26 protein-coding genes and 1 tRNA gene are annotated in these 24,620 nt (G+C 64.6%); 20 read left to right on the top strand and 7 right to left on the bottom strand.

Annotated elements, in window-relative coordinates; translation table 11 throughout:
* The first annotated feature begins 44 nt into the window (after window positions 1–44).
* The 7 genes from BLT08_RS11950 (at window position 45) to BLT08_RS11920 (ending at window position 5,258) form a co-directional block, all read left to right on the top strand.
* The gene (locus BLT08_RS11950; protein WP_090307098.1) at window positions 45–365 is read left to right on the top strand and encodes a DUF5785 family protein; all 321 of its coding nucleotides are present in this window, start codon (window positions 45–47) and stop codon (window positions 363–365) included.
* Between the two features lie 94 nt (window positions 366–459).
* Window positions 460–1,221, top strand: a complete 762-nt coding sequence (locus BLT08_RS11945) for a GTP cyclohydrolase III (protein ID WP_090307094.1) — start codon at window positions 460–462, stop codon at window positions 1,219–1,221.
* Window positions 1,222–1,361: 140 nt separating this feature from the next.
* Window positions 1,362–1,985 carry a CBS domain-containing protein gene (locus tag BLT08_RS11940; RefSeq protein WP_090307091.1) on the top strand — a complete coding sequence of 208 codons (624 nt, stop codon included), beginning with the start codon at window positions 1,362–1,364 and terminating at the stop codon, window positions 1,983–1,985.
* A 167-nt stretch (window positions 1,986–2,152) separates the two neighbouring features.
* Complete coding sequence (locus tag BLT08_RS11935; protein WP_090307088.1) at window positions 2,153–3,379, top strand: phosphoglycerate kinase; 1,227 nt, start codon at window positions 2,153–2,155, stop codon at window positions 3,377–3,379.
* Window positions 3,345–3,869, top strand: a complete 525-nt coding sequence (locus tag BLT08_RS11930) for a GNAT family N-acetyltransferase (RefSeq protein ID WP_090307084.1) — start codon at window positions 3,345–3,347, stop codon at window positions 3,867–3,869. The genes BLT08_RS11935 and BLT08_RS11930 overlap by 35 nt, the downstream gene beginning before the upstream one ends.
* A gap of 11 nt (window positions 3,870–3,880) precedes the next feature.
* A tRNA-Thr gene (locus BLT08_RS11925) sits at window positions 3,881–3,954 on the top strand.
* 308 nt (window positions 3,955–4,262) lie between these two features.
* Window positions 4,263–5,258, top strand: a complete 996-nt coding sequence (locus BLT08_RS11920; RefSeq protein ID WP_090307077.1) for an arsenic resistance protein — start codon at window positions 4,263–4,265, stop codon at window positions 5,256–5,258.
* A 419-nt stretch (window positions 5,259–5,677) separates the two neighbouring features.
* Here BLT08_RS11920 and BLT08_RS11915 read toward each other — a convergent pair whose 3' ends face one another.
* Window positions 5,678–7,057, bottom strand: coding sequence for a hypothetical protein (locus BLT08_RS11915; protein ID WP_245724205.1), 1,380 nt, complete (start codon window positions 7,055–7,057; stop codon window positions 5,678–5,680).
* Window positions 7,058–7,311: 254 nt separating this feature from the next.
* Window positions 7,312–7,935, bottom strand: coding sequence for a universal stress protein (locus BLT08_RS11910; protein ID WP_090307075.1), 624 nt, complete (start codon window positions 7,933–7,935; stop codon window positions 7,312–7,314).
* 122 nt (window positions 7,936–8,057) lie between these two features.
* Between BLT08_RS11910 and BLT08_RS11905 the strand changes: the two genes are divergently transcribed.
* The 7 genes from BLT08_RS11905 (at window position 8,058) to BLT08_RS11875 (ending at window position 14,845) form a co-directional block, all read left to right on the top strand.
* Window positions 8,058–8,885, top strand: a complete 828-nt coding sequence (locus tag BLT08_RS11905; protein WP_090307072.1) for a DUF6159 family protein — start codon at window positions 8,058–8,060, stop codon at window positions 8,883–8,885.
* A 173-nt stretch (window positions 8,886–9,058) separates the two neighbouring features.
* Window positions 9,059–10,072 carry a thiamine pyrophosphate-dependent dehydrogenase E1 component subunit alpha gene (locus BLT08_RS11900; protein ID WP_090307069.1) on the top strand — a complete coding sequence of 338 codons (1,014 nt, stop codon included), beginning with the start codon at window positions 9,059–9,061 and terminating at the stop codon, window positions 10,070–10,072.
* Window positions 10,072–11,124 carry an alpha-ketoacid dehydrogenase subunit beta gene (locus BLT08_RS11895; RefSeq protein WP_090307067.1) on the top strand — a complete coding sequence of 351 codons (1,053 nt, stop codon included), beginning with the start codon at window positions 10,072–10,074 and terminating at the stop codon, window positions 11,122–11,124. The genes BLT08_RS11900 and BLT08_RS11895 overlap by 1 nt, the downstream gene beginning before the upstream one ends.
* The gene (locus BLT08_RS11890; protein WP_090307064.1) at window positions 11,121–11,384 is read left to right on the top strand and encodes a lipoyl domain-containing protein; all 264 of its coding nucleotides are present in this window, start codon (window positions 11,121–11,123) and stop codon (window positions 11,382–11,384) included. Before BLT08_RS11895 ends, BLT08_RS11890 begins: the two co-directional genes overlap by 4 nt.
* 32 nt (window positions 11,385–11,416) lie before the next feature.
* A complete protein-coding gene (locus tag BLT08_RS11885) occupies window positions 11,417–12,169 on the top strand; it encodes a 2-oxo acid dehydrogenase subunit E2 (RefSeq protein ID WP_090307061.1) in 753 nt (250 codons plus the stop codon).
* A gap of 310 nt (window positions 12,170–12,479) precedes the next feature.
* Window positions 12,480–14,045, top strand: coding sequence for a long-chain-fatty-acid--CoA ligase (locus BLT08_RS11880; RefSeq protein WP_090307058.1), 1,566 nt, complete (start codon window positions 12,480–12,482; stop codon window positions 14,043–14,045).
* Window positions 14,045–14,845 carry an enoyl-CoA hydratase/isomerase family protein gene (locus BLT08_RS11875; protein ID WP_090307055.1) on the top strand — a complete coding sequence of 267 codons (801 nt, stop codon included), beginning with the start codon at window positions 14,045–14,047 and terminating at the stop codon, window positions 14,843–14,845. The genes BLT08_RS11880 and BLT08_RS11875 overlap by 1 nt, the downstream gene beginning before the upstream one ends.
* A 134-nt stretch (window positions 14,846–14,979) precedes the next feature.
* Here BLT08_RS11875 and BLT08_RS11870 read toward each other — a convergent pair whose 3' ends face one another.
* Window positions 14,980–15,435, bottom strand: a complete 456-nt coding sequence (locus BLT08_RS11870) for a dCTP deaminase/dUTPase family protein (protein ID WP_090307714.1) — start codon at window positions 15,433–15,435, stop codon at window positions 14,980–14,982.
* A gap of 160 nt (window positions 15,436–15,595) precedes the next feature.
* Between BLT08_RS11870 and BLT08_RS11865 the strand changes: the two genes are divergently transcribed.
* Window positions 15,596–15,853, top strand: a complete 258-nt coding sequence (locus BLT08_RS11865) for a HalOD1 output domain-containing protein (protein ID WP_090307052.1) — start codon at window positions 15,596–15,598, stop codon at window positions 15,851–15,853.
* A 102-nt stretch (window positions 15,854–15,955) separates the two neighbouring features.
* A complete protein-coding gene (locus BLT08_RS11860; protein WP_090307049.1) occupies window positions 15,956–16,792 on the top strand; it encodes an MOSC domain-containing protein in 837 nt (278 codons plus the stop codon).
* A gap of 35 nt (window positions 16,793–16,827) precedes the next feature.
* Here the strand turns inward: BLT08_RS11860 and BLT08_RS11855 are convergent, their stop codons facing one another.
* On the bottom strand, window positions 16,828–17,169 hold the full coding sequence (locus BLT08_RS11855) for a hypothetical protein (protein ID WP_090307045.1): 342 nt from the start codon (window positions 17,167–17,169) through the stop codon (window positions 16,828–16,830).
* Window positions 17,170–17,325: 156 nt separating this feature from the next.
* Here BLT08_RS11855 and BLT08_RS11850 point away from each other — a divergent pair, with 156 nt between their 5' ends.
* Window positions 17,326–20,973 carry a disk-shape morphogenesis protein volactin gene (locus BLT08_RS11850; protein ID WP_090307041.1) on the top strand — a complete coding sequence of 1,216 codons (3,648 nt, stop codon included), beginning with the start codon at window positions 17,326–17,328 and terminating at the stop codon, window positions 20,971–20,973.
* A 128-nt stretch (window positions 20,974–21,101) separates the two neighbouring features.
* Here BLT08_RS11850 and BLT08_RS22570 read toward each other — a convergent pair whose 3' ends face one another.
* Both BLT08_RS22570 and BLT08_RS11845 read right to left on the bottom strand, forming a co-directional pair.
* Complete coding sequence (locus BLT08_RS22570; protein ID WP_139171301.1) at window positions 21,102–21,230, bottom strand: rubrerythrin-like domain-containing protein; 129 nt, start codon at window positions 21,228–21,230, stop codon at window positions 21,102–21,104.
* 77 nt (window positions 21,231–21,307) lie between these two features.
* On the bottom strand, window positions 21,308–22,528 hold the full coding sequence (locus tag BLT08_RS11845; RefSeq protein WP_090307711.1) for an MFS transporter: 1,221 nt from the start codon (window positions 22,526–22,528) through the stop codon (window positions 21,308–21,310).
* Between the two features lie 254 nt (window positions 22,529–22,782).
* On the opposite strand from BLT08_RS11845, the gene BLT08_RS11840 reads away from it, so the two are divergent.
* Both BLT08_RS11840 and BLT08_RS22565 read left to right on the top strand, forming a co-directional pair.
* On the top strand, window positions 22,783–22,965 hold the full coding sequence (locus BLT08_RS11840) for a DUF7501 family protein (RefSeq protein ID WP_090307038.1): 183 nt from the start codon (window positions 22,783–22,785) through the stop codon (window positions 22,963–22,965).
* A 234-nt stretch (window positions 22,966–23,199) separates the two neighbouring features.
* The gene (locus BLT08_RS22565) at window positions 23,200–23,340 is read left to right on the top strand and encodes a rubrerythrin-like domain-containing protein (protein WP_139171300.1); all 141 of its coding nucleotides are present in this window, start codon (window positions 23,200–23,202) and stop codon (window positions 23,338–23,340) included.
* Between the two features lie 104 nt (window positions 23,341–23,444).
* Here BLT08_RS22565 and BLT08_RS11835 read toward each other — a convergent pair whose 3' ends face one another.
* Entirely contained in the window at window positions 23,445–23,915 is a 471-nt protein-coding gene (locus tag BLT08_RS11835) for a DUF7992 family protein (RefSeq protein ID WP_090307035.1), read from the bottom strand.
* Between the two features lie 168 nt (window positions 23,916–24,083).
* Between BLT08_RS11835 and BLT08_RS11830 the strand changes: the two genes are divergently transcribed.
* The gene (locus BLT08_RS11830) at window positions 24,084–24,470 is read left to right on the top strand and encodes an SHOCT domain-containing protein (RefSeq protein ID WP_090307707.1); all 387 of its coding nucleotides are present in this window, start codon (window positions 24,084–24,086) and stop codon (window positions 24,468–24,470) included.
* Window positions 24,471–24,620: the final 150 nt, after the last annotated feature.

Below are 24,620 nucleotides of genomic sequence, written 5' to 3'. Positions count from 1 at the left end.
GATAGAGAGTAACTCTTTTGCGGGGTCCCCGCACACATCGACGTATGGACTGGCCACACGATCCCGACGGTGAACAGGGGAGCGAGGGGATGCGCAAGTTCGACATGCGAATCATCGCCGACAAAGTCGACGAGGAGGAGGACTTCCCGATGGTCCGCGACGAGTTCGTCGAGGAACACGGCGACGATCCGATCCGGATCAACTACCAGCGAGTCGTTCCGATGCGGGAGATCTTCGAGTACGTCGAAGCCGAAGAGTTCGAGACGATCCTCGACATGCACAAGGCCGTCGGTGCGGCGATGCGTGCCGGTGACTTCTGGGAGTACCACCCGAAGGGGTCTGATCCCGAGAAGAAACCGGCCTGAGCCGGCTCGCGTTCCCCGACTCCCGTTTTTCGCCCCCATCACGAATCTGGATTACGTATCACTTATACGATGGCGTTCGAAAGGATTCGTCACCGTGACTAATACGCAGGTGACGCTCGTTCAGATCGACAACTACGGGCCGTGGACCGTCACTCCCGAACCGCGGCGGGAGGCCGACCTCCAGACCCTCCAGTCCCGGCTCTACGCCGACATCTCTCAGTTCGTCGGCAACCGAGACGGCTACACCTTCTTCACTCGCTTCGACAATATGGTCGCCGTCACGAACGGTCTCGACCTCGAGGACCACGCGCTCCTCCAGGAGTCCGTCGGCAACCGCTACCCCGTGACGCTCAGCCTCGGCGTCGCGACGGGCACCAGTCCCGTCCAGGCGCTGGCGGACGCGACCGAACTGGTCCAAGAAGCCGGCAGCGCACAGGACAAGAACCGACGCGAGTGTCTCGAGGGACGCGTCGTCGAAGACGCCCACCAGGCCGACGACGACATCCAGATCGCTCACTTCGACGTCGTCGACGCGACCGGCAACTACACCGACGAACTCAACGCCTTCGACACCTTCATCGAGATCGAACAGGGCTACGCCGAACTGATGCGCCACATGCGCTACGCCCACGACAGCCTCTCCTTTTTCGTCGGCGGCGACAACATCATCGTCGTCTGCCCGGATCTCGGCGAAGCCGAGTACGAAGAGGCGATTCACCACGTCCAAGAGGCCGTCGACGTCGAACTTCAGGTCGGCGTCGGCCGCGGAAAGAGCGCCCACGACGCCGGCTTCGCTGCGAAACACGCCCTCGAGACCTGTCGCGCCGACGGGACCAGAGTCGAACTCGAGTGGTGACCGGGCCGAACCCCGCCGCCAGACCCGTTTCGGAACCCGAACGGCAGAAGCCTCAACAAGCCGAATTACGAACCTTCGAGACGAATTTGCTTAAGTGTGATGGAGGTAGCTTTTAGCCCGTCTGTGGTCATTGTTCACACATGGAATCGGAACTGTCGGTCAGGGATGTCCTGACGAACGATTACGTCGGTGTTAGCGAGTCAGACACCGTTCGCAGCGTCGTGGGACTCATGCGCGAGGAGCGTGCGAGTTGCGTCCTCGTCGTTCGCGGCGCGAACCCGGTCGGCATCGTGACCGAGTGGGACGTTCTCGGCGTCGTCGACGACGACCAGGATCCGGACGCGACGACCGTCGGCGACGTGATGAGTTCGCCGGTCATCACCTTCGACCCGAACCGGTCGCTCACCGACGCCGCGGACGTGATGGCCCGCGAGAACATCCGCAACGTCGTCGTCGAGGACGAGGACGGCGTGCTGGGGCTGGTCACCCAGCGCGACGTCATCGCCGCTGCCGGCTCGTTTCAGGCGACGATGACCCCGCTCCGATCGAGTGACGCCGCACTCGAGCGAAACCAGGACCCAGCCGCCGAGGAACGAGCCACGCAGTCGGCTGCCGCGGCGAGCGAGGAACTCGAGACGCGGCTAGTCGCTAACGGCGGCGACGAGTACACCACGCAGGGCGTCTGTGAGACCTGCGGCTCGCTCGCGGACGCGCTGTGGGACTCGAACGGCCAGTTGGTCTGTGCGGACTGCCGAACGGTCTAAGTCGAGGTGGCTCTCGGGCGGGCGGTGTCGGCACGGATTTCGAACGGTCCGACGGCTACCCGCGACCAGCAGAACCCGCGGACGCAGTTCCGTTCCGCGAAGATGATCACCGTCAGCGATTTCTCCGATGGAAAGACCTTTCGGGTGCCGCGGTGGACTGATCGATAATGACCGATACCCTCGACGATCTGGCCGTCGAAGGGACTACCGTCGGCGTCCGCGTCGATATCAACAGTCCTATCGGCGACGACGGTACCCTCGCCGACGACGCCCGACTGCGTGCCCACGTCGACACCCTCTCGGAACTGCTCGACCGCGGCGGCCGGGTCGCCGTCCTCGCCCATCAGGGACGACCCGGCGGCGACGACTTCGTCTCCCTCGAGTCCCACGCCGACCGGCTCTCGGAACTGCTCGGCCAACCCGTCGACTACGTCGACGTGACGTTCAGCGGCGCCGCCCGCGAGATCGTCGACGACCTCGACGACGGCGACTGCGTCGTCCTCGAGAACACCCGCTTCTACAGCGAGGAGTACATGGAGTTCGAACCCGAGCGCGCCGCCCGGACCCACCTCGTGGAAGGCCTCGCGCCGGTACTCGACGCCTACGTCAACGACGCCTTCGCCGCGGCTCACCGCTCACAGCCCTCGCTGGTCGGCTTTCCGACCGTGTTACCCGGCTACGCGGGTCGCGTGATGGAGTCCGAACTCGACGTGCTGGGATCGATCGAGGAGACGCCCGAACCCCGCGTCTACGTCCTCGGCGGAGCGAAAGTCACCGACTCGATCGACGTCGCTTGGTCCGTCCTCGAGAAGGGGCTCGCGGATCACGTCCTCACCGCAGGCGTCGTCGGCAACGTCTTCCTCATCGCCGACGGCGTCGACCTCGGCGACGCCAGTTCGGACTTCATCTACGACCAGGGCTACTGGGACGAGATCGACCGCGCCGCGGACCTGCTCGACGCCTACGGCGAGCAGGTCGCCCTCCCTCGAGACGTCGCCGTCGAACGCGACGGCGAGCGACACGAGATCGGCGTCAACGCGCTCCCACCGAAGAACGACGAAGCCGCGATGGACATCGGGAGTTCGACGCTCGCCTACTACGAACGGCTTCTCGAGGATGCGGGCACGGTGATCCTCAACGGCCCCGCCGGCGTCTTCGAGGAGGATGCGTTCGCGCGAGGGACACGACAGCTCTACGAGGCGGCGACCGACGTCGAGACGAGTATCGTCGGCGGCGGCGACACCGCTTCGGCGCTCCGCCGACTCGGCGTCGAAGGCTTTTCTCACGTCAGCACCGGCGGCGGGGCCGCCCTGCGGATGCTCACTGCGGAACCGCTTCCCGCCGTCACGGCACTCGAGAATGGACCCTCCCAACGACAGCCAGCCGACGATTGAACACGCCGCTCAGAACGATATCGAGCCGGTCGCGGACCTCTGGGTGCGACTCGCCCGCGACCAGCGTGAGTACGATTCTGTCGTCCTCGCCGACCCGAATCGCGAGATGATCCGTGACACGCTCGCGGCCCACCAGGTCAACGACGGCCTACTCGTCGCCCGCGTCGGTGGCGCGATCGTCGGTTTCGCATCGTTCACCCTCGAGCGCGGCTCGCTCGCCCTCGATACGACCCGCGGACTCCTCTCGAACATCTACGTCGATGCCGGCTACCAAAATCTCGGAATCGGGACGGCGCTGCTCGAAGCCGCCGAAGCCGAACTCGCCGAGCAGGGCGCCGAGACGGTGATTCTCGAGGTGATGGCGGCGAACGACGACGCACGCCGGTTCTACGACCGACACGGCTACGACACGTACCGGGTCGCGATGAAGCGAGAACTCGTGGACGACGACCGGTCGGAAAACGATACACATTCAAAGGAGGATCGCTAATCGCCAGTTGCGCCAGGGGAGCATGGGTGGTTCATGCACTCGACTTGTAATCGAGACTCCCGGGGTTCAAATCCCCGCCCTGGCTCTGCTGAACGCGAACGGACGTGAGCGTTCGCAGAGCAGATGCGGGGATTTGAATGAGACCGAGGTTCTGCGCCGCAGGCGCAGGTTCTCGGGCGTAGTTCAAATCCCCGCCCGACCAGACTATTCCTGCAAACTGACGAAGCGAAGCGATCGAACACCTGTCGCTCGACTCGATATCCGTCGATCGCCCAGACCGAACCGTGCGTCGGAGCAGGAACCGCTGTCTCCGGCCACCGATACCGACTCCTCGAGACACTATCCGTCCCGAAACCACAGCCTTAGCACGCTCCACGCGTAAGAACTGCCCAGATGGACTTCGTCGAGAAGTATCAGACGGTGTTCGTTCTCGTCGCCATCGTCGTTGGACTCGCGCTGGGTCAGGTCTCGGGCGTTCCTGCCGTCGCGGACCGCCTCATTCTGCCGTTTCTGATGGTCATGCTGTTCGCCGCGTTCGCCGGGATTCCGCTGTCGCGGCTCCGTGATGCGTTCGGGAATCGACGCGTCGTCGGCTCGGGCCTGCTCGTCAATTTCATCTGGAGCCCGCTGCTGGCCGTCGGGCTCGGTGCCGTCTTCCTTCGAGACCACCCTGCGCTGTGGGTCGGCCTCATCATGCTCATGGTCACCCCGTGTACGGACTGGTATCTCATCTTCACCGATATCGCCGACGGCGACGTGCCGCTGGCGACCTCCATCCTGCCGTATAATCTCGTCCTCCAACTCGTGCTGCTCCCCGTGTATCTATACGCGTTCGCAGGCACGCTGGTCGAACTGCCGCTGGGCGTGTTGGTTGAGAGCGTGGTTCTCGTGCTCGTCGTCCCGCTCGTGTTCGGCGGGATCGCTCGGTGGGGACTGACGCGAACGAAGGGGCGAGAGTGGTTCGCAAGGCGATTCCTCCCTACACTGAGTCCGATTCAGATCGTCTTTCTGAGCCTCGCGATCGGGGCGATGTTCGCCTCACAGGGAGAGGTAATCCTCGAGAATCCGGAACTCCTCGCCCTCCTCGCCGTTCCCGTGATCGCCTTCTACGCGATCAATCTCGGCGTCGGCTTCGGGGTCGGTCGACTGCTGTCGTTCTCCTACGAAGAGCTGGTCTGTTTCAACAACACGATTCTCTCGCGGAACTCCCCGACGGCGCTCGCAATCGCCGTCGTCGCGTTTCCGAACGAACCGCTCATCCCGCTGGCGCTGGTCATCGGACCGCTGTTAGAACTGCCGTTACTGGGGATCATCGCACAGATTCACGTCGCCGTCCGCGACCGTGAGTGGTGGCCGCTCGACGTCGCCGCCCTGCGCGGCAGAAGCTGATGCGAGGAGGCACCACCCCTAGAGTTTCGGTGAGACTCGGCCGTCGTATAGCGATCGCTACTGGGTGTGGTATCCGAAATGCCGGCCGGCGAAGGCCGACGTTGGAACGAGATGATCGATCGACGAGGGTCGATGTCTCATAGTCGAACCCCCTTCGTGGCAACGACTGGCGTTCTACCCTCGTCGATAGGATGAACATCGCACCTACTGATAGTTCTGGTTCCAAATCATGTAGGTGGTGCTTTCTCGAGGAGCCAGTATCGAAGCCCGCGACGAGTCGTTGTCACGGGAGTTGCCACACGCAGGGACGCTCGTCGAGACTGCCGCCGCCGACGTTACTGCCGGTGACTGTGGTATCATTGCTGCCGCCGCGGAGTCGACGAATGCGGGACCCGATCGGCCGATCGTAACGGCTCAGATCAGGTCGAGCAGTCGCCGTCCGGGGTGGAGTCGGACGCTTTCGTCTTCGTGTGATCGTCTCGAGGCTTCGCATCGTCTGATCCGTGCTGGTCGTGTTTGTCGTCTGGTTTCTCGGGATCAGTGTGAGGCCCGTCGTGTCTGTCTCGAGAACCCTTCGGCTCGTCTCGAGGTTGTTCCGGCTCTTTCACCGGTTCGTCGGGGTCGTCCGGATCTGCGGGATCATCAGGTTCTACTCCGGGATCGTCCGGATCTGTCGGGTCGTCGGGCTCGCTCGGGTCGTCGTCCGGCTCCCCGAAATCGACGTCCACGTCGTCGACCTCCCAGAGGAACTCGGACGTAAACGTCCCGTCGCCGGTGATCACCCACGGCACGACGACGCAGGTGTGACACAGGTCGTCGTCGACGGTGAGCGTCGCCGTATCGCTGGCACCCGACACCTCGCTCACGCCGAGGATCGCGTCGGCCTGCGTGAGCCACCAGACGACCCGATCGAGGTTGCCGTCCGGATCGGCGACGTCGATCTCGAGCGTTGTCGGCGACGGATCCTCGCGATCGAACTCGAGGATGCCCGCTTCCGGACGGGCGGCCTCGATAGTGGGATCGGCGAGGCCCCCCGGCGCGACGGTGACGGTCCAACTCGCCCGATACTGCTCGCCGTCGACGTCGACGCCGGCGACGACCTCGGACGTGCCCTGGGCCTCGAACGTCTCCTGCCAGTAGTGGGCGTCCTGTTCGAAGAAGTAGGTTCCCTGCCACGGATCGGCGAACGTGTCGCCGACTCGCTCGCCGTCGACCCACCACGTGGTCGTCTGGGGCGCGTCGGGATCGACGGCTCCGACCTCGAAGTGAACCGTCGTCTCCGGCTCGACGGTGAGTTCGGGCGCGGGGAACTGAAGCGCCTCGTCCAGCTCTTGGGTAGGGAGGATCTGGACGGTTCGCTCGTCCGAATCGCCGTTCGCCTCGACCCGGACCGTCACCGAGTCCGCCGTCGCGACGGGCTCGGTCTGGTAGCTCGGGGCGGTCGGCTGTACCGTCTCGCCGGGATCGACCGTCAGCGTCACGGTTCCGAGCGACTCGCCGTCGACGGTGTACTCGATCGTCGGTCGGATCGGCTCGTCCGTCGGGTTCTCGACCTCGACGGTCCAGTCGAGCAGCGCCCCACCCGTAACTGCCTCCGGAATTTCGACGATCCGAACGGATACGGGTCCGTTATCGGCCTCGTCCGGCCCGGGAGCGGTGTCGTCCGGTTCGGCGTCGTCCGGGTTCGAATCATCACTCGACGTTCCGCCGTCCTGTGCACCGGCCGGTGTCGTAGCGACACTCGTAGCCGGGACGATACTTCCGACTGCAACCCCTTTCAATAGCGTTCGTCTGTTCACGTGTCTAACCTCCTACCGGTCGTCAACCCGGAATCACAGCAAAAAGGGGGAGTACCGTTGTGCGCACTAATCGGATATTTGGATCGTGTCGCTCTCAACGTATATTCGATGGATGACGTTACCCTGCTGTTGTCTCCGGTTAACAACGGTAGCAGCGGCGAAATCGGACGGGGCTGGGATAGGTGATCCGTTCGGACGAACCGATCGGTCGTCGGTCGAGACACTGTCGTCAGTCGAGAACTGTACTCGGTTGGCTACTCGCGTCTCGCGACGCGTGCCTCTCCAGTCAAGGCGTCGACGTGAACGTGTGCGGTTCCCGCGTCGATCTCGAGCGGGACGATCCAGGACGCGCTGGTCCGATGTGGCTCCTCGAGCGAGGTGATCGCCTCGGCGTCGACGCCGGGCGTCTCGGCCGCGAGGGCTTCTCGAGCGATTCGGTCGGCCTCGTCGGCGTCCTCGATTCGGATGTCGTCCGTAAATCGGACTGTGACGACAGGGGCATCGGCCATGCGGACGACCCGTTCGGTGACGCTGCCGACCAGCACGCGATCGAGGCCGGTCCGGCCCTGCGTCCCCATCACGATCATGTCGATATCGTTCTCGTCGGCGTACGCGAGGATCTCCTCGTGTGGAACGCCCTGTTCGACCGCCGTCTCGACGTCGACGCCCCCTCGCTCGGCGTCGACCTCGACGCGTTCGACCGCTCGGTGGGCGGCGGGTGCCGCCGCATCGTTCTGCAGCGTCCCGAGCGGTCCCTCCGGAACGATCGACAGGGCGTGGATCGTCGCATCGAACCGCTTCGCGATCGTCAGGCCGTGGGTGATCGACTGGCGCGTCCCGTCGCTCCCGTCCGTCGGGATGAGCACGTCGTCGTACATCTGAGTTGCATCTTCGGGAGACGAACGTATATAGCCTCGAATCGAGGGGCCGAACTCGATCCGCCGACCCCGCGAGTCAACGGTCCAACAGGAATATATATTCGGTCCGAATACTGTGTAATATGACTGGACGGTTCCGACACGGGCTCCGGGTCATCGACGCCAGCCTCGGCGTGTTTCGTGCGCGTCCTCGGCTCGCCGTCCTCCCCCTGTTGAGTCTCGCCGCCGTCGGGAGTGCGTACGCAGTCCTCGCCGTGGCGATCTTGCACTACGATCTCGTCGGTGCGGTGTTCACGAGCAACGTCGTCCAGTATAGCGTTATGTTCGTCGCGATCGCCATCGCCTCCGGCGTCGGCATCTTCTTCAACGCCGCGGTCGTCCACTGCGCGACGCGTCACTTCGCCGGCGAGGAGCCGACGGTCGGCGGGGGGCTGGCCGCCGCGTGGGCGGTCCGCCGGAAGATCGTCGCGTGGGGCCTCGTCTCCGCGACGATCGGAACCGCGTTCTACGTCGTCGAGGACACCGTCCCCGGCGTCGGAACGCTCACGCACTCCCTGTTCGATCTGGCGTGGGGACTCCTGACGTTCTTCGTCGTCCCGGTGATCGTCACCGATCAGACCGACTCACTGCGGTCGGACCTGCGAAAGATCGGTGCCGCGTTCTCCCGAACGTGGGGCGAGAGCATCACCGCAGCCTTCGGAATCGGGCTGGCCCTGCTTCCGGTGAGTATCGTCGGCATCTGCCTGCTCGCAGCAGCCTACGTTTCGGCATCCGGGCTCGCCGCGTACGCGATGGGTGTGACCGGCGGTCTGCTCCTCGTCGCGTCGATCGTGCTCGCACAGGTCCTCGGCATGATCGTCCGCGCCGCCCTCTACCAGTACGCGACCGACGACGAGCACGTCGGCCCGCTCGAGGCCCTCGAGCCGGACGAAATTTTCGTCGACGACTGATCGCTCGCGGCGCGGTCGGCGGGCGCGTCGGTCGCTGTCGGTCCGCGATGGCCGAGTAGCCGCCAGTGTGAATACTCACGGCTATTGAACCGTCCTCGATGCGGAATATAGCTATTTAGCCGCGTGTCCCGTCAGTTCTACGCGGCATGGTGTCTGTTAACGAACTACAATCAATGTACGAGAACATGGTGACGGCGCGTCACTACGAGGAGCGTCTGCAAGAGGAGTACCTCGAGGGCAAACAGCCGGCGTTCGACATCTCCGCCGGCCCCATTCCGGGTGAACTGCATCTGGCCGCGGGCCACGAGGCGTCCGGCGCGGGCGTCTGTCAACACTTACGGGACGACGATACGGTGACGGCACCCCACCGACCCCACCACATCGCCATCGCGAAGGGCGTCGATCTGAAGCGGATGACCGCCGAGATTTTCGGCCGCGAGACCGGCCTGAGCAAGGGAAAGGGCGGACACATGCACCTCTTCGATCCCGAGGTCAACTTCGCGTGTAGCGGGATCATCGCCGAGGGCTGTCCGCCCGCCGTCGGGGCCGGTCTGGCCGCGAAGAAGCGAAACACCGACAGCGTCGCCGTCGCGTTCCTCGGCGAGGGCGCCATCGATCAGGGGGCGTTCCTCGAGTCGCTCAACATGGCGAGCGTCCAGAACCTCCCCGTCGTCTTCGTCGTCGAGGACAACGATTGGGCGATCAGTATGCCGAAACATCGCATCACCGACGTCGCGAACGGCGCCCGCCGTGCCGACGGCTTCGACATGCCAGGAGAGCGTGTCGACGCCGACGACGCCGTCGCCGTATACGAGGCGGCGAGAGCGGCCGTCGGCCGCGCTCGCGACAGGAACGGGCCGTCGCTGCTCGAGGTACAGGTCCACCGACGGATGGGCCACTTCATGGGCGATCCGGAAGGCTATCGCCCCGACGAGGACAAAGCGGCGGCCGAGCGACGGGATTCGATCGAGCGACTCGAAGCGGATCTCCGAGGCCACGACGTCGACGACGAAACGATAGACGACCTCCGCGACCGCGCTCACGAGCGCGTCGAGGAGGCCATCGAGTGGGCGAAGGACCAACCCGAACCGGAGCCGGCAGACGCCTACGAGGACGTGTTCGTGAACCCGGCCTCGGGCGTGACTGATAGCGAGCCATCCGTTGCGGAAACTGGGGGTGACGACTGATGGCCCAACAGGAGCGAGAGCCGGCGAGCGACGGACGGACTGACCGATCGTTGACGATGAGTCGAGCGATGGTCGAGGCCATCGCCCACGAGATGCGCGAGGACGACGACGTCTTCTACATGGGCGAGGACGTCGCGGACTACGGCGGCATCTTCGACAGCACCGACGGGCTGCTCGAGGAGTTCGGCTACGAACGGATTATGGACGTGCCCATCAGCGAGACGGCGTACATCGGGGCCGCTGTAGGTGCGGCGCAGGCCGGCATGCGGCCGATTGCCGAACTCATGTTCGTCGACTTCTTCGGCGTCGGGATGGACCAGATCTACAACCAGATGGCGAAGAACACCTACATGAGCGGCGGCTCCGTGAGCGTTCCGATGGTGCTCACGGCCGCCGTCGGCGGGACGTACAACGACGCCGCCCAGCACTCCCAGACGCTCTACGGGACGTTCGCGCACCTGCCGGGCATGAAGGTCGTCGTCCCCTCGACCGCCTACGACGCGAAGGGGCTGATGCACAACGCCATCCGCGACGACGACCCGGTCGTCTACCTGTTCCACAAGCGACTGATGGGCATCGGCTGGATGCCGGCCCCGGACGGGCCGAAGACGGGCGTTCCCGAGGACGAGTACACGATCCCGTTCGGCAGCGCCGACGTCAAGCGCGAGGGGGCTGACGTGACCGTCGTCACGCTCGGTTTGCACGTCCACCGGGCGCTCGAGGCCGCCGAGTCCCTCGCCGACGACGGGATCGACGTCGAAGTGATCGATCTCCGGACGCTCGTCCCGCTCGACACCGAGACGATCGCCGACTCAGTCGCGAAGACCGGCCGTCTGGTCGTCGTCGACGAGGACTACCGCTCGTTCGGCGTCACCGGCGAAATCGTCGCGAGCGTGGTCGAGGCCGAAGGCGGACTCGCAGATCTGGAAGCCGTCGAGCGAGTCGCCGTGCCGGACGTCCCGATACCGTACGCGCGGCCGATGGAGAACGAGGTCATCCCGGACGCGGATGATGTCGAGAACGCCATCCGCGACGTGCACGCCAGCGAATGAGTTCGGACGACGACCGCGTCGCCGTCGACACGGACGACGTCTGGCCCGAGGATACGGACGAGGACGAGGGCGTCGTCGTCAACTGGTTCCTGCGCGAGGGGAGCCGCGTCGACGCCGGCGACGATCTCTGTGAGTTCCAGGTCGAGAAGGTGAGCGTCGACGTCCCCGCACCGACCTCCGGCACGCTCGAGGAGATCGTCCTCGACGAAGACGACGAGTTCGAACGGGGGAACGTCCTCGCCTGGATTCGTCCGGACTGATCGCACTCGACCGTGGATCGTACAATCATCGTATGCCACCGATCGATACGGAGTCCGACCGGAACGACGACGAGTCGACGGCGGACACTGACGAGACGGGGCGCTCCGTCCGCGAGGAACGATCGCTCTCGCCGATGCGAGCGACCATCGCGAACCGACTGCAGGAGAGCTATCAGAACGCGGTTCACGTGACCGCGAATCGGGACGTCGACGCGGAGGAACTGCTCCAGGCGACCGAGACCGCGGACGATCGACTCGAAGCGGACGTCTCCGTTGTCGATCTCCTGCTGTATGCGGTCTCGGCGACGCTCGACGACCATCCGGCGTTCAACGCGACGTTCGAGGACGAGACCCACCGGCTGTACGAGGAGCACAACGTCGGCGTCGCCGTCGACATCGACGCGGGACTCGTCGCACCCGTACTCCGCGATATCGGTTCGAAGTCGCTCGGAGAGGTCGCAACGGAACGCCGACGACTGACGGAGGGGGTTCAGTCCGGAGAGTACACGATGAGCGACCTCCGCGGAGGGACGTTTACCGTCACGAACCTCGGCGTGCTCGGCGTCGACTCGTTCACGCCGGTCATCAACCCGCCGGAGGTCGCGATTCTCGGCGTCAATCGCATCCGAGAACGGCCACAGCGAGTCGACGACGGACTCGAGTTTCGCAAGCGAATCAGCTTCGATCTCAGCTTTGATCACCGAATCGTCGACGGAGCCGACGCCGCTCGGTTCCTCGAGTCGCTCGCCGAGTATACGGAGACCGCCGAGCGATTCGTCCCCTAACCGTAGGCACTCGTCTCTCGGCCGATCTGGCGTCCTCGAGGAGTACGACGGCTTCGCCGTCGAACGTGTCAGCCCGCTCGAGCAGCGATCCGACCGTCGAGTATCGATTCAGTCCCTCGGATCGTGACGACGGACTCGAGGGCTGACTGCAACGTGCGTGTTCTCCCGCAACCGGATCGATACCGACCCGAGTTCTGCCGTGTGAGGGAATCGTCCCTGTTGTTCGATCGTTCGTTTTCTCTTGGAAGGGGCAGCCGTCCCCTTCTTTAACAATCTTTTTTACGGTACACGGAAACGTATCGCACGGAGTATGACAAATCTTGTCACTAATCTCGCGGCAGCCGTCGAGGAATACGGCGACAACACCGCGATCGGTTATCAGGGGTCTGAAACCAGCTACGAGGAGTTTTGGGGGCAAACCGGCGCCTTCGCGACCGCACTCGAGAGTCGCGGCGTCGGGGCCGACGATCGCGTCGCGATCTATCTGCCGAACGTTCCGCCGTTTCTGATCGCCTTCCACGGGACGCTTCGGGCCGGCGGGGCCGTCGTCCCGATGAACCCGCAGTACAAAGCCCGGGAGATCGGTCACTTGCTCTCCGACAGCGAGGCCAAAGTGGTCGTCGCGCTCGCGGATCTCGTCCCGTTCGTCACTGAGGTACAGGACGAGACGAGCGTCGAACACATCGTCAGCGTCGGCGGTGATGCCGACGGTGCGACGGAACTAACGGAGTTCCTCGAGCCCGGCGACCCCGACATCGTCGAGCGAGACGACGACGATGTCGCGGTCCAGCCCTACACGTCCGGGACGACGGGGCAGCCGAAGGGGGTCCAACTCACCCACGACAACCTCGCGTCGAACGCGAACGCCGCCTCGGAGCTGATCCCTGACGGGATCCGCGAAGACGACAAACAGCTCGGCGTCCTCCCACTGTTCCACATCTACGGCATGACCGTCGTCATGAACTCGACGCTGTTCAACGGCGGCGCTTTCTACCCGCTGCCGTCGTGGGACGCCCAGGAGGCCGTCTCGCTCATCGAAGACGAGGAACTGACGCTGATGCACGGCGTGCCCGCGATGTACAACGACGTCATCAACCAGCCGAACGCCGAGGAGTTCGATCTCTCGTCGGTTCGGCTCTGTGGCGTCGGCGGCTCCGGGATTCCGGTCGAAGTCCTCCGTAAGTTCGAGGAGCTGTACGAGCCGAAGGTTTACGAGGGCTACGGACTGACCGAGACAAGCCCGATCACCCACTTCAACAGCCCGATCGAAGGGCGACGCGTCGGGAGCGTGGGCAAGACCGTCCCCGGCGTCGACTCCAAGGTCGTCGACGAGGCGTTCGAGGAAGTCACACCGGTCGACGAGGGGCCGATCGACGAGGAGACCACGGATCTCCGCGAGATCACCGGCGAAATCGTCGTCGCCGGACCGAACGTGATGAAAGGCTACTACGGGCTGCCCGAAGCTAACGAGGAGGCCTTTACCGAGGCGGGCGGCCGACGCTGGTTCCACACCGGCGATATCGGCTACCGCGACGAGGACGGGTTCTACTACGTCGTCGACCGCGAGAAGCACATGATCGTCACCGGCGGCTACAACGTCTACCCCCGTGAGGTCGAGGAGTTGCTCTTCGAACACGAGGCCGTCGCCGACGCCGCCGTCGCCGGCATTCCCGACGAACGTCGCGGCGAGACGATCAAGGCGTTCATCGTCCCCACGCCCGACGCCGACGTGACGGCGGACGAGATCAGAGAGTACTGCCTGACCAACCTCGCGGAGTACAAACACCCCCGCGAGGTCGAGTTCGTCGAGGAACTGCCGCGGACCACGACCGGGAAGGTCCAGAAGTTCAAACTCCGCGGAGAGGAGGCCGAATAATGGCGCTCGGCGATGCAGTCCTCCTCGAGATCGAGGACGACGGCCCGGCGACGATCACGCTCAACCAGCCGGATCGGCGCAACGCCTTCTCCACGGAAATCCACGAGGGGTTCGTCGCGGCTCTCGAGGAGATCGAGGGCAGCGACGCCCGCTGTGTGGTCATCGAAGGCGCAGGCGGTGCGTTCTCGGCCGGCGGCGACGTGAAGCGAATGACGAGTGCACTCGAGGAAGATCTCCCGGCCGACGACCGGGCGCAGAGTCTCGAGCAGCGGACGAAAGAGATGATGACGACGCTCGTCGAGTTCCCGATTCCGACGATCGCGGCGATCGACGGCCCCGCGGTCGGCGCGGGCGCGAACCTCGCGATCGGCTGTGACGTCCAACTGGCGAGCGATCGGTCCGTCTTCGGCTTCGTTTTCCGGCAGGTCGGCCTGAGCGTCGACGCCGGAACCTCCTACCTCCTCCCGCGGATCGTCGGTGAGAACGTCGCCAAGGAGCTCGTCCTGACGGGCGATATCTTCGGCGCCGACCGCGCGAAGGAGCTCGGACTGGTCAACCACGTCTACGGCGGCGACGAGTTCGACGAGCGGGTCGACGAGTTCGTCGAGAAGATCGTCTCCGGCCCGCCGATCGCGTTGCGCCACGCCAACCGACTGGTCGGCGAAGGGCTCGAGAAGTCCCTCGGGCAGGCCCTGACCGACGAAGCGGTCGCGCAGGGAATCGTCTTCGACACCGACGACCACGCGGAGGGTGTCAACGCCTTCCTCGAGGACCGAGAGCCCGAGTTCGAAGGCCGGTAGCACCGCAATTTTATTCGATTCATTTTCCGTTCATAATCCCGAGTTCACCACCTGTAGCAGTCGATCGCGACTCGGAGGTGTCGTGATTGCACTCGAGACCGTCACGTCGGTCGGCAACGACCGAACCGCGTCGCTTACTCCGTGTCGAGCGACCGCTCGCCAGACCACACCAGCGTCGACACCCGTGCGTTCTCCTTGATCCGCAATCCGCCCTCAGCAACGGTTAGCGGCATCAACGGGAGGTGTGACGCTACCAGTACCGACGGATGCGAACCGCCGCGAGCGAGGAGTTCGTTTCGCGGCTGGAGCTGGACCGGCTCCTCGAGGTCAGTCAGAAACTCGTTGTGCTGGATCACGTACTGGCCGCCCTCGAGATCCCACCAGCCGTACTCGTCGTCCGGATTGCGGAGTTCGGTGGACACCGGTTCGAGCTCCGCGTCCTCGAGTTCGTCACCGCCGAAGTCGAGTCGGCCGGGACCGACGACCTCGTAGATCGCGCCGACGGTCAGATCGACGCCGTGCTCGTGGACCTGTACCGATTCGTAGACGAGGTTGTCGACGACCTCGGCGAGCGCGTTTGCGGCTGACATGTCGGTCTCATTGACGCGTTCGAACGGCAAAAAGGATGGCTTCGACGGGCCGGCGCGAAGGCAATGTGTTCCACGCGTCTACCGAACGTCTGACGGGCGTCTGTCGCCCGTCAGAATACGATCCCCTACTGTTATATGGGACGATAATGGCCCGCTGAGTATGGTCCAAGAAAACGAACTCGTCCTCGAGATCGCCGAGACTGTCGCCGCGCGAGAGGGAGTCGATATCACCCAACTGGCGTCCCCGTTGCACGAAGCCATCGACACGGAAGCGCTCGAGTCGCTATTTGCGACGCCGGGAGTAGACGCGTCGGTGGCGTTCGAGTACTGCGGCTACACCGTTCGAGTCGACGGCGAGGGCGACGTTCGCGTGTCGGAGCCGACGCCCGACGCGACGGCGACGAAAGTAAGCGCGTGATCGGGCACTCAGCTGATTGATCCGACTCCGTCGGAGTCGAATCCAGTCGGAATACGACTGAAACGAACACAGCTAAGAGGTGTCGGACTGAGCGTACCGTCAATGGTACACCTCGAGCGCATTCGCGTCCATCCGATCAAATCCCTCGACGCCGTGTCGATTGCGGCGGGCGAGATCGTCGACAACGGTGGACTCGCGTGGGATCGACGGTACGCGATCGTCGAGCAGCCGTCGGAGACCGGTTCGACGGCCGATTCGGTCGGGCAGTACGTCAACGGCAAACGCGAGCGGAAGGTTCACGACCTCGAGGCGACGTTCGATCTCGATCGCGAAACGGTCACGGTGGGCGAACACGGGAGCGACGAAACCAACACGTTCCACCTCGAACTCGATCGGGACTGTTTCGCCTCGTGGCTGTCGGAGTGCTTTGGCTACCCGGTCGAGGTCGTTCGCGACGACGAGGGCGGATTTCCCGACGATACGGACGCTTCGGGACCGACGGTCATCGCCACGGACACCCTCGAGGCGGTCGCCTCGTGGTACGACGACATCGCTCCCGACGAGATGTGTCGTCGACTGCGGCCGAACCTCGTCCTCGACGCGCCGGCGTTCTGGGAGGATCGACTGTACGACGCACCCGGAAACGTCGTCCCCTTCGATATCGGTTCGAGTACGCTGCAGGGCGTCAATCCGTGCCAGCGCTGTGTCGTGCCGACGCGCGACCCAGAGACGGGCGAGGCAACCGAGGGCTTTCGCGAGACGTTCGTCGAGCGGCGAGAGGCGACCCTCCCGGAGTGGGCGAGCGAGGCCTGGTTCGACCACTACTTCCGGCTGATGACTAACACGCGCGTCCCCGAGTCGTCGTGGGGTGAGACGCTTTCCGTCGACGATTCCGTCACCATCAGCGAGACCGCTGTCGATCCCAGTTCGGCCGACTGACGTCGATCGAACTGCCGTCGCTCGATCCGCTCACGTTACTCGGACTCGAGCAGCCACCGATATCGCGGGTGGATCCACGACCACTCCTGATCGACGATCCAATCGCGCAGCTGTTGGCGGTTGGCGAGACCAGGAACCGTATCGACGAGTTTCGACGGCGACTCACCCGTGACCGGTTTGTACGCGATCGATCGAGTCGCCGTACAGTAGAACGACGCTCGCGTACACTCGTCCTGCAGGCCGATCAGGTAGCGATTGATACGGTCCTCGGAGAGCAGGTACTCGCTGATCTGCCCGATATCGAGTTCGTCGTCGTCCCGCCGGACGTCCAGGATCGCCGCCTCGAGGTCGGACTCGAGCTGGCGTTCGTGCTCCATAGTCGACGGTCGTGACCGACGGCGAAAAACTGGGTGCCGGCAGGTGAACGCGGGAGCCGGTCGACCGATTCCACGCACTGCGTCGGCGCTGCGCTGATTTTCACATCTGGTATTCGAGACCAAAGCTCAAAGAGGACGCTCTGACTCATCGATGCCATGGGATACGGTCTCGATATCGGACCTGGGGCACTCCGCGCGGCCACCGAGACGGCCGATGGGGTGGCGATCGAATCGGTACCGCCGGTCGTCGTTTCGACCGACGACGAGACGCTCGAGTCGGTCGACGGCGGGGTGGACGAGGAGCTACTGGTCCAACACGGCGAGACCACCTACGCGGTCGGGTCAGCGGCTCTCGCCGTCGCCGACACGACGGGAGAACCCCCCGAATCGTTGTTTTCGAACGGCGTTCTCACCGTCGACGAGTACGTCGAACCGGCGCTCGAGGCGCTCGTCGACGACGTGCTCGAGATCGATACCGACGACGACCGACTTTGTTATACGACGCCGGGAACCGTCGTCGACGCGGCTGAACCGACCGACGCACACCGCGACACCGTCGACTCGGTGTTCGCCGATCTCGGTGTCGACGCGACGCCGACCAGCAAGGGCTTCGCCGTCGTCTACGACCAGTTCGCGGACGACAACTACACCGGACTCGGGATCTGTATCGGCTCGCAGACGACGAGCGTCTCGCTGGCCTACTACGGCGTCCCCGCGCTGGCGTTCTCGGTGGGAACCGGGAGCGACTGGGTCGTCCAGCGGGCGGCCGGCGATACCGGCCACGAGTCCGCACAGGTTGCGAGCGTGCTCGAGGAGTTCGCGCTCGATCCCGACGCGGCGTCCGGCGACATCGAGAGCGCGCTCGCACAGGCGTTCGACGCGCTGATCGGCGACGTCGTCGACGCGATCGAGGCCGAAGCCGACGAGAACGACGTCCAGCAGGGGCTGGCCGTCCCGATCGCGGTCGCCGGGTCGGGGACCGTCGAGGGACTCGAGTACCTGCTCGGCGGTCGGTTCGACGCCGCTCCGCTGCCGTTCTCGGTCCGCGGGGTCCGTCTGGCCGACGATCCCGCTTCGAGTGCGGTCAGAGGGGCACTCGCAGCCGCCGAGGACGACGTCGACGCCTACGAGGACGTCACGTGGTCGGAGAACGGTTCGAACGGGAGTGGGACCGACGGAGACGGGCCCGGGATAGACACGGCCGAGGCGAGCGGCGCGGGCGGCCGAACGACGCTCGCGTTCGACGACGCGGTCGACGGTGGGAGTGGCACGGGCCACGACCGGGCGAACGACGCCATCGATCAGCTGTTCGACCGCCTCGCCACCCGCGACGAGGAGATACAGTCGGTCCGTACCGACCTCGAGTCCGCGTTCGAGGAACTCGACTACGTCGAGGAACGGGCGGCCGACGCCGAGTCCGTCGCGGATCTCGACGAGCGACTCGAGGCGTTCGCCGACGACCTGCGCGATCTCGAAGCCGAAAGCGAGACGCACGCGAGCGAGGGAACCGTCGACGAACTCGAGAGTAACCTTCGGGACGACCTCGACGGGCTGTCGGCGGCCTTCGACGCGCTCGAAGACGATGTCGAGGGGGTGGAGTCGACGCTCGTCGACGATATCGAGACGCTCGAGGCGGACATCGCGGACGACCTCGAGTCCGTCGAAGAGACTCTCGAGGCGATCGAGGAGACCACCGCGGACGAACGAGCGGCCCTCGGCGACCGCATCGGCGATCTCACCGCGGATCTCGAGACGGTAACCGATCGAACGGAGCGGCTCGACGATCGACTCGAGGACCGGCGAACGGAGTTGGAGGCACTCGAATCCGACCTGGAGACGCTGGACGCCGAAACCGCCTCCGCAGCCGACCTCGAGGCAGTCACGGAGACCGTCTCGGAACTCGACGACGCGCTCGAGGCCGTCGACGAGGACGTCGATCGACTCGAGACTCGGGCCAAAGGACTCGCCGGTCGGCTCGAGGAGCAGTCGGTCGAGCTCACCGGCGTCTCGGACCGACTCGACGAGGAGACGGAGCTGGCGGAGGACGAACGCGAGCGGCTCGAGGATGCCATCGACGCCGTCGAAACGACGATTTCGGACGAGATCGACGACGTCGGTACCGAACTCGAGAGCGTCGACGAACGGATCGATAGCGTCGACGAGCGACTTACGGCTACGGACGACCGCGTCGAGACGGTCGAAACCGATCTCGAGTCGACGACCGACCAGGTCGAAACCGTCGCAGACGACCTCGAGTCGACCGATGAACGACTCGAAGTCGTCGAGGCGGACGTCGAAACCGTCGGAAGCGACGTCGGTGCGCTCGAGGACACCGTCGAAGCGGTTGAAGGCGACGTCGAATCGGTCGAAACCGAGGTGGCCGACGTTCGGCAGTCCGTATCCGATCGCGCCGAGGATCTCGAGAACCGGCTCGAGGACGCTCGGGAGAGGATCGACGAGATCGAGTCGACGGCGGCCGACGGCGACCGCGTCGACGAGGTGAAAGCCGAACTCGCGTCGCTCGAGGCCGAACTCGTCGAACTCGGCGACTCGATGGCGGCCGTCTCGGAGACGGTGGCCGAACTCGAGGAGCAAACGGCGCTCGAGACGACGGTCGACGATCTTGGAGCAGATCTCGAGTCGATCGACGGCGACGTCGCGGAGCTCACGAACGAGGTCGAAGCGTTCGAGGAGACGCTCGAGTCACGTCTCGACGAAACGATGGTCGATCTCGAGGCCCTCGAAACGGCCGTCGACCGACTCGACGACGAGACCGTTGACGACGACGCGCTCGAAGCACTGTCCGACTCGCTCGCCGGCACGCGAGAGACGGTCGAATCGCTCACCGCCGAGGTCGATTCCGTCGGCGGCGACCTCGGGACGCTCGAGACCGATCTCGAGGAAGTGGAAACACGAATCGGGGACGTCGAGACGACGCTGACAGATCGTGTCGACGCGCTCGAGGACGATCTCGACGATGGCGTCACCGATCTTCGGGCGGAGGTCGAGGGCCAAACCGATCGGTTCGAGTCGCGTCTCGAGACCGTCGACAGTCGGTCCGCCGACGTCGAGCATCGACTCGAGGACGTCGCGACGACCGCCGAGACGGTCGACGCCGAACTCGAGGATCTCGACGACGCGGTCGGGAATCTCGAGACAACGACCGACACCCTCGTCGAGCGTGTGGCCACCGTCGACGAGCGCGTAGCGGCGCTCGAGGAGACGTCCGTCTCCGAGAACGACGTTACAGCGCTTGCGGAAACGGTCGAGTCGCTCGAGACCGAGATCGCCTCGCTTCGAGCGGCAGCCACCGATTCCGACGGCGAGCCCGAGCGCGTCGACGATCTCGCAGGTGCGGTAGACGAGGTGAGGGACCGACTCGACGGAGTCGCGACTCGTACCGAACTGCTCGACGACCGGACGAGCGATCACGGGGAGCGACTCGAGAGCCGTACGACCGACCTCGAGCGCCACGACGCTCGACTGGACTCGCTCGCGGCGGAGATCGAGGACCTCGAGTCGGCCGTCGACGGGGCGACGTCGGACTCCCGGGAGACGGATCTCGAAGCCCTCCGCGCGGATCTGGACGAGGTACGGAATCGACACCAGTCTCGAGCGGCGGTCGAGAGCCGATCGAACTCGAGTACTGTCCAGCACCTCGGTGTCCCAGCGGCCGCCGGTGGCGGCGGTGCCGGACTCGTCGCCGGTGGGACGCTCGTCTTCGCCGGAGACGCCGTCGTCGGTGCCCTCGCGGTCGTGCTCGGCGTCGTACTGTTCGGGGTCGCGGCCGCTCTCAGCCGATAACGCGTCGAAGGGAGTTCCGAATCGATCCGACGGACTCGGAGAGATCGGTACGGCGGACTGCAGAATCGGTGGCAGCCGCTCACGGGCGTCCGCGCAATGGCGACGACTCGACCGTACAGCAACTCCGACTACCGAACCGGATCCACGTTGCGCATCTCGCCCCCGCATCGCCGGCAGGTACTCACGAGCGCGTCCGCGACCGTCTCTCGGTGGTCACAGGACAGACACTCGTACTCGAGTGATTCGGCGAGTGACATACGAACGAGTACGTCACGAGGTGTGTTAACTCTTTCCGTGGTAAATCGGGTCTCGGAGCGCATCGACCCGGGAGTCGTCACTCCAGAGCCCAGAGCAACGCGCCGAGCACCGTCGCGGAGATAATCGACGCCGCGAGGAGCCAGAACGCGGGCTGAAAGCCGGCGACCTCCGAAAGCGTACCGACGATCACGGGAGCGACGGCACCGGCGGCCATCAGCAGCGTTCGGACGACGCCGAGCCCGCCGCCGGCGACGTCGTCGGGGATGACTTCCATCAGGTAGGCTCCTCTGACGGGACGAAAGCCGTGTGCACCGATGCCGACGGCGATCAGCGCGGCGCCGAGGAGGAACGGCCCGGCGGTGTCGGTCAGGGAGACGAACGCGACCAGCGCGGCGGAAGCGAGTCCGAGCAGCGCGACGATGATTGGAAGCTTCCCGACGCGGTCGCTGAGGTCGCCGGTCGCGAGTTGGCTCAGGCTCGCGAGGAAGAGCGCGCTGTAGAGCAAGCCCGCCGTTGCGTCGGCCAATCCAGCCTCTTGGGTGAGATACAGCGGGGCGAACGCGACGAAACCGTTGTACGTGAAGGAAAACAGTACCGTCAGGAGCGCGAAGACCGAGAATCGCCAGTCACGGAAGAGCGTCGCGTACTCGGAGAAGCCGGAAGCCGAGACGGCACTCGTGGCGGCGTCGCCCTCGGCGGCGCTCGGGACCCGTTCCGGCACCCGAATCCAGAAGGCAACGGCGAGTGCGAGTCCGACGAGTCCGGCGACGAGAAAGAGCAGGCGCCAGCTCGCCCCCAGCACGAAGCCGATGCCGGCGACGGCGACGACGGCGGCCGGAGCGACGACGCCGCCGAAGGCGCCGAACGTGTCGAGGATGCCGAGCGCACGTCCTGTTCGGGACGGGTAGGCCTGTGACAGCAGCCGAACCGCGACGGTCTTGTGTGCACCGGTGCCGACACCCATGACGAGCATAGCGGCGACGAGGACGAGAAACGGCGAGTCGACGACCAGGACGAGCGCGGCGACCGAGGCGACGAGCGCGCCCGTCGTGATGACGACGACCGAGCCGAATCGATCCGCGAGCACGCCCGACGGGAACTGCATCGCGGCGTAGACGAGCATGAATCCGGTGTACGCGGCACCGAGCACGGCGTTCGAAACGCCGTAACTCAGCTGAAACGACTCGAACAGTGGCGGAAAGGCGTATCGCAGAAATTTCGCGAGAAACCAGATCGCTGCCGTCACTACGAGGACGTCGTAGTGGGTGAGCCGACCGGCCCGCTCTCGAACCGACATCTCGTTCTCGAGGAACAATACGCGAAGCGACGGAGGAATAGCCTCCGATTCGCGACTCGAGGCCCGATCCCCGTGCGGATTCGCGCCGGCGCAACGGACGGCGGGCGGTCTCTCGGCCCAGTGGTACGCTGTGATGCGAAGGGGCGTTTCACGTGACGAGTATCGATCTCGCATCGTGATTATATGCCATATTAATTGTACTAGATCTTAACCGATTAAACCTATATGATTGTTCCTGATAGACCGGGGCACGAATGGCAGTTAACACGACGGCAGACTGGACCGACCCCATCGCTTGCCCGTTCTGCGGGGAGAAACTCGCATCACCCGGTTCCGGATTCGTCGACCACATCGACGACAATCCCGACTGTAACACCGAGTTCGACCACTGGCGAGAGAACGTCGGCGGCGACCTCGCCGGCGAGTGGTCCGGGTAAGCGGTCCGCCGTGGCTGATGCCCGTGTGAGCGCTGACTCGAGTGGTCGAACGGTCGGTGTCGAGCGGTCAACGGCCGTGCCGAACGATCGAACGGGTGATGTCCAGCGAACGTCGGCTGTCACCGGCAGGTTCTTTTGGACGGTTGTCCACTATCATAGGACATCTATCCGGATATAGTTGTTTTATCGACTATCAGGACAATGCTTTTGCGTGGCATGGTATCTCATCCCGGTATGGTTTACTCGGATCCGTACACGCCGACTCGATCGTACTACGAATGTCTCGACTGTGGCTACCGCGAAGCGACCGAGTCGCTTCGGAGCTGTCCGGACTGCGACGGTGCCACGAGAAATATCGCCGTCGGGCGGGAGTAGTTCGCTCGGCCGGCAACAGCCCATAGCTCACGCAGCAGTCCGTTTCGATTTTTCGGCGCTCCGGCGCTCGAGTCACCGCTGGTACCATCCCGTCGTTCGCTTCGTCAGTCGAAGTCCGGCAGATCCTCCGGCGGTTCGTACTCCGCTTCCCAGTCGATGTACTCTTCTTTGAGTATCACGGAGACGATCTGGCCGAACTCGGTCAGTTCGGCGTTGATCGAGGAGACGGTGCCCCACGTATCGAGCTCCGGGTGGTACTCCCGCTCCTGCCAGTCCTCCGGAATGCCGGGCGCGTGATAGCCGACGCGATCGGCGAAATCGTCCCAGAAGAAGTCGAAGCCGGCGAACAGGTCGAGATCGCGAGCGATTCCGTAGGCGCGTTCCTCGAGGTCGGTGTCTTCGAGCCACTCCGCGAACGCCTCTTCCCAGGCGCCCTCCTCGAGGAACGCCTGGAGTTCCTCGCGACGGTAGTCGATCTCTTCGTCGCCGTCGGCGCTGATCGTCGCGTCCTCGTACTCGTTGGGATCGACGAAGTCCAGTTCCGGCGGATCGGGGGCTTCGACCTCGAGTGTCATAGCCGACCGTAGGGTCGGTGCGTGCAAAAGAATTCCCACCTCGAACGGGACTGTCGGTCGCGGTCGCGTCTCTCGCTCACTGCACCCGTCGATCACGGTTCTGGCGCGATACTGTCACTCGTCGTGGTCGATCCCTACAATTATTTCCGGACGGCCCGAACGTCGGCTATGGGCAGTGAGAGCGGTGGCCGGAGTTACAGCCTCACGGAGATCTTCGCCATCAAGTTCGTCCTCGCCGACATCGTGATCATCGCGGTCTTGCTGTTGGCCGGCCCATGGTTCGCCCTCGCGATCACGCTCCTGTTCGTGGTGACCTCGTTTCTCATCTGGTATCTCGTGGAGCGTTCGGAGACGGACGAAAGCCAAGACGGCGCTGCAGTCGCTGATTCGGCGCCAGAACGCGACCCCGTGACGAAACTCCAAGAGCGATACGCGGCCGGTGAGCTCTCCGACGAGGAGTTCGAGACGAAACTCGACCGTCTGATCGACTCCAACGAGCAGGCCGAGGCGGCCGGGATCGATACGGAGGAACTCGAACTCGAGCGCTCTCGGTGACGGTGGTTCCTGAGAGAGGATCCGTATCGGCCTGGAATCTGAAAACGACGATCTCGAGCGACTGCTCGCTTGGCAGAGATCGCATTCGTCTGTTGGAAAGCGAACGCGTCTCGACCCTCCTCAAACCCAACACTCAATCGCCGGTCGACC

The organism is Natronorubrum texcoconense, from assembly GCF_900100335.1.
GTDB classification, from domain to species: Archaea; Halobacteriota; Halobacteria; order Halobacteriales; family Natrialbaceae; genus Natronorubrum; species Natronorubrum texcoconense.
Note: the sequence above shows the minus strand (reverse complement) of the source record. Positions and strands in the feature narration are given on the sequence as shown.

Bases quoted from the DNA above. Each gene is read 5' to 3' on its own strand.
- BLT08_RS11895 (WP_090307067.1), top strand. From the start codon at position 10,072: ATGGCCCAACAGGAGCGAGAGCCGGCGAGCGACGGACGGACTGACCGA.
- BLT08_RS11885 (WP_090307061.1), top strand. From the start codon at position 11,417: ATGCCACCGATCGATACGGAGTCCGACCGGAACGACGACGAGTCGACG.
- BLT08_RS11850 (WP_090307041.1), top strand. From the start codon at position 17,326: ATGGGATACGGTCTCGATATCGGACCTGGGGCACTCCGCGCGGCCACC.
- BLT08_RS11840 (WP_090307038.1), top strand. From the start codon at position 22,783: ATGGCAGTTAACACGACGGCAGACTGGACCGACCCCATCGCTTGCCCG.
- BLT08_RS22565 (WP_139171300.1), top strand. From the start codon at position 23,200: ATGGTTTACTCGGATCCGTACACGCCGACTCGATCGTACTACGAATGT.
- BLT08_RS11890 (WP_090307064.1), top strand. From the start codon at position 11,121: ATGAGTTCGGACGACGACCGCGTCGCCGTCGACACGGACGACGTCTGG.
- BLT08_RS11905 (WP_090307072.1), top strand. From the start codon at position 8,058: ATGACTGGACGGTTCCGACACGGGCTCCGGGTCATCGACGCCAGCCTC.
- BLT08_RS11860 (WP_090307049.1), top strand. From the start codon at position 15,956: ATGGTACACCTCGAGCGCATTCGCGTCCATCCGATCAAATCCCTCGAC.
- BLT08_RS11830 (WP_090307707.1), top strand. From the start codon at position 24,084: ATGGGCAGTGAGAGCGGTGGCCGGAGTTACAGCCTCACGGAGATCTTC.
- BLT08_RS11900 (WP_090307069.1), top strand. From the start codon at position 9,059: ATGTACGAGAACATGGTGACGGCGCGTCACTACGAGGAGCGTCTGCAA.
- BLT08_RS11920 (WP_090307077.1), top strand. From the start codon at position 4,263: ATGGACTTCGTCGAGAAGTATCAGACGGTGTTCGTTCTCGTCGCCATC.
- BLT08_RS11910 (WP_090307075.1), bottom strand. From the start codon at position 7,935: ATGTACGACGACGTGCTCATCCCGACGGACGGGAGCGACGGGACGCGC.
- BLT08_RS11950 (WP_090307098.1), top strand. From the start codon at position 45: ATGGACTGGCCACACGATCCCGACGGTGAACAGGGGAGCGAGGGGATG.
- BLT08_RS11835 (WP_090307035.1), bottom strand. From the start codon at position 23,915: ATGACACTCGAGGTCGAAGCCCCCGATCCGCCGGAACTGGACTTCGTC.
- BLT08_RS11865 (WP_090307052.1), top strand. From the start codon at position 15,596: ATGGTCCAAGAAAACGAACTCGTCCTCGAGATCGCCGAGACTGTCGCC.
- BLT08_RS11940 (WP_090307091.1), top strand. From the start codon at position 1,362: ATGGAATCGGAACTGTCGGTCAGGGATGTCCTGACGAACGATTACGTC.
- BLT08_RS22570 (WP_139171301.1), bottom strand. From the start codon at position 21,230: ATGTCACTCGCCGAATCACTCGAGTACGAGTGTCTGTCCTGTGACCAC.
- BLT08_RS11875 (WP_090307055.1), top strand. From the start codon at position 14,045: ATGGCGCTCGGCGATGCAGTCCTCCTCGAGATCGAGGACGACGGCCCG.
- BLT08_RS11855 (WP_090307045.1), bottom strand. From the start codon at position 17,169: ATGGAGCACGAACGCCAGCTCGAGTCCGACCTCGAGGCGGCGATCCTG.
- BLT08_RS11880 (WP_090307058.1), top strand. From the start codon at position 12,480: ATGACAAATCTTGTCACTAATCTCGCGGCAGCCGTCGAGGAATACGGC.
- BLT08_RS11935 (WP_090307088.1), top strand. From the start codon at position 2,153: ATGACCGATACCCTCGACGATCTGGCCGTCGAAGGGACTACCGTCGGC.
- BLT08_RS11845 (WP_090307711.1), bottom strand. From the start codon at position 22,528: ATGTCGGTTCGAGAGCGGGCCGGTCGGCTCACCCACTACGACGTCCTC.
- BLT08_RS11870 (WP_090307714.1), bottom strand. From the start codon at position 15,435: ATGTCAGCCGCAAACGCGCTCGCCGAGGTCGTCGACAACCTCGTCTAC.
- BLT08_RS11930 (WP_090307084.1), top strand. From the start codon at position 3,345: ATGGACCCTCCCAACGACAGCCAGCCGACGATTGAACACGCCGCTCAG.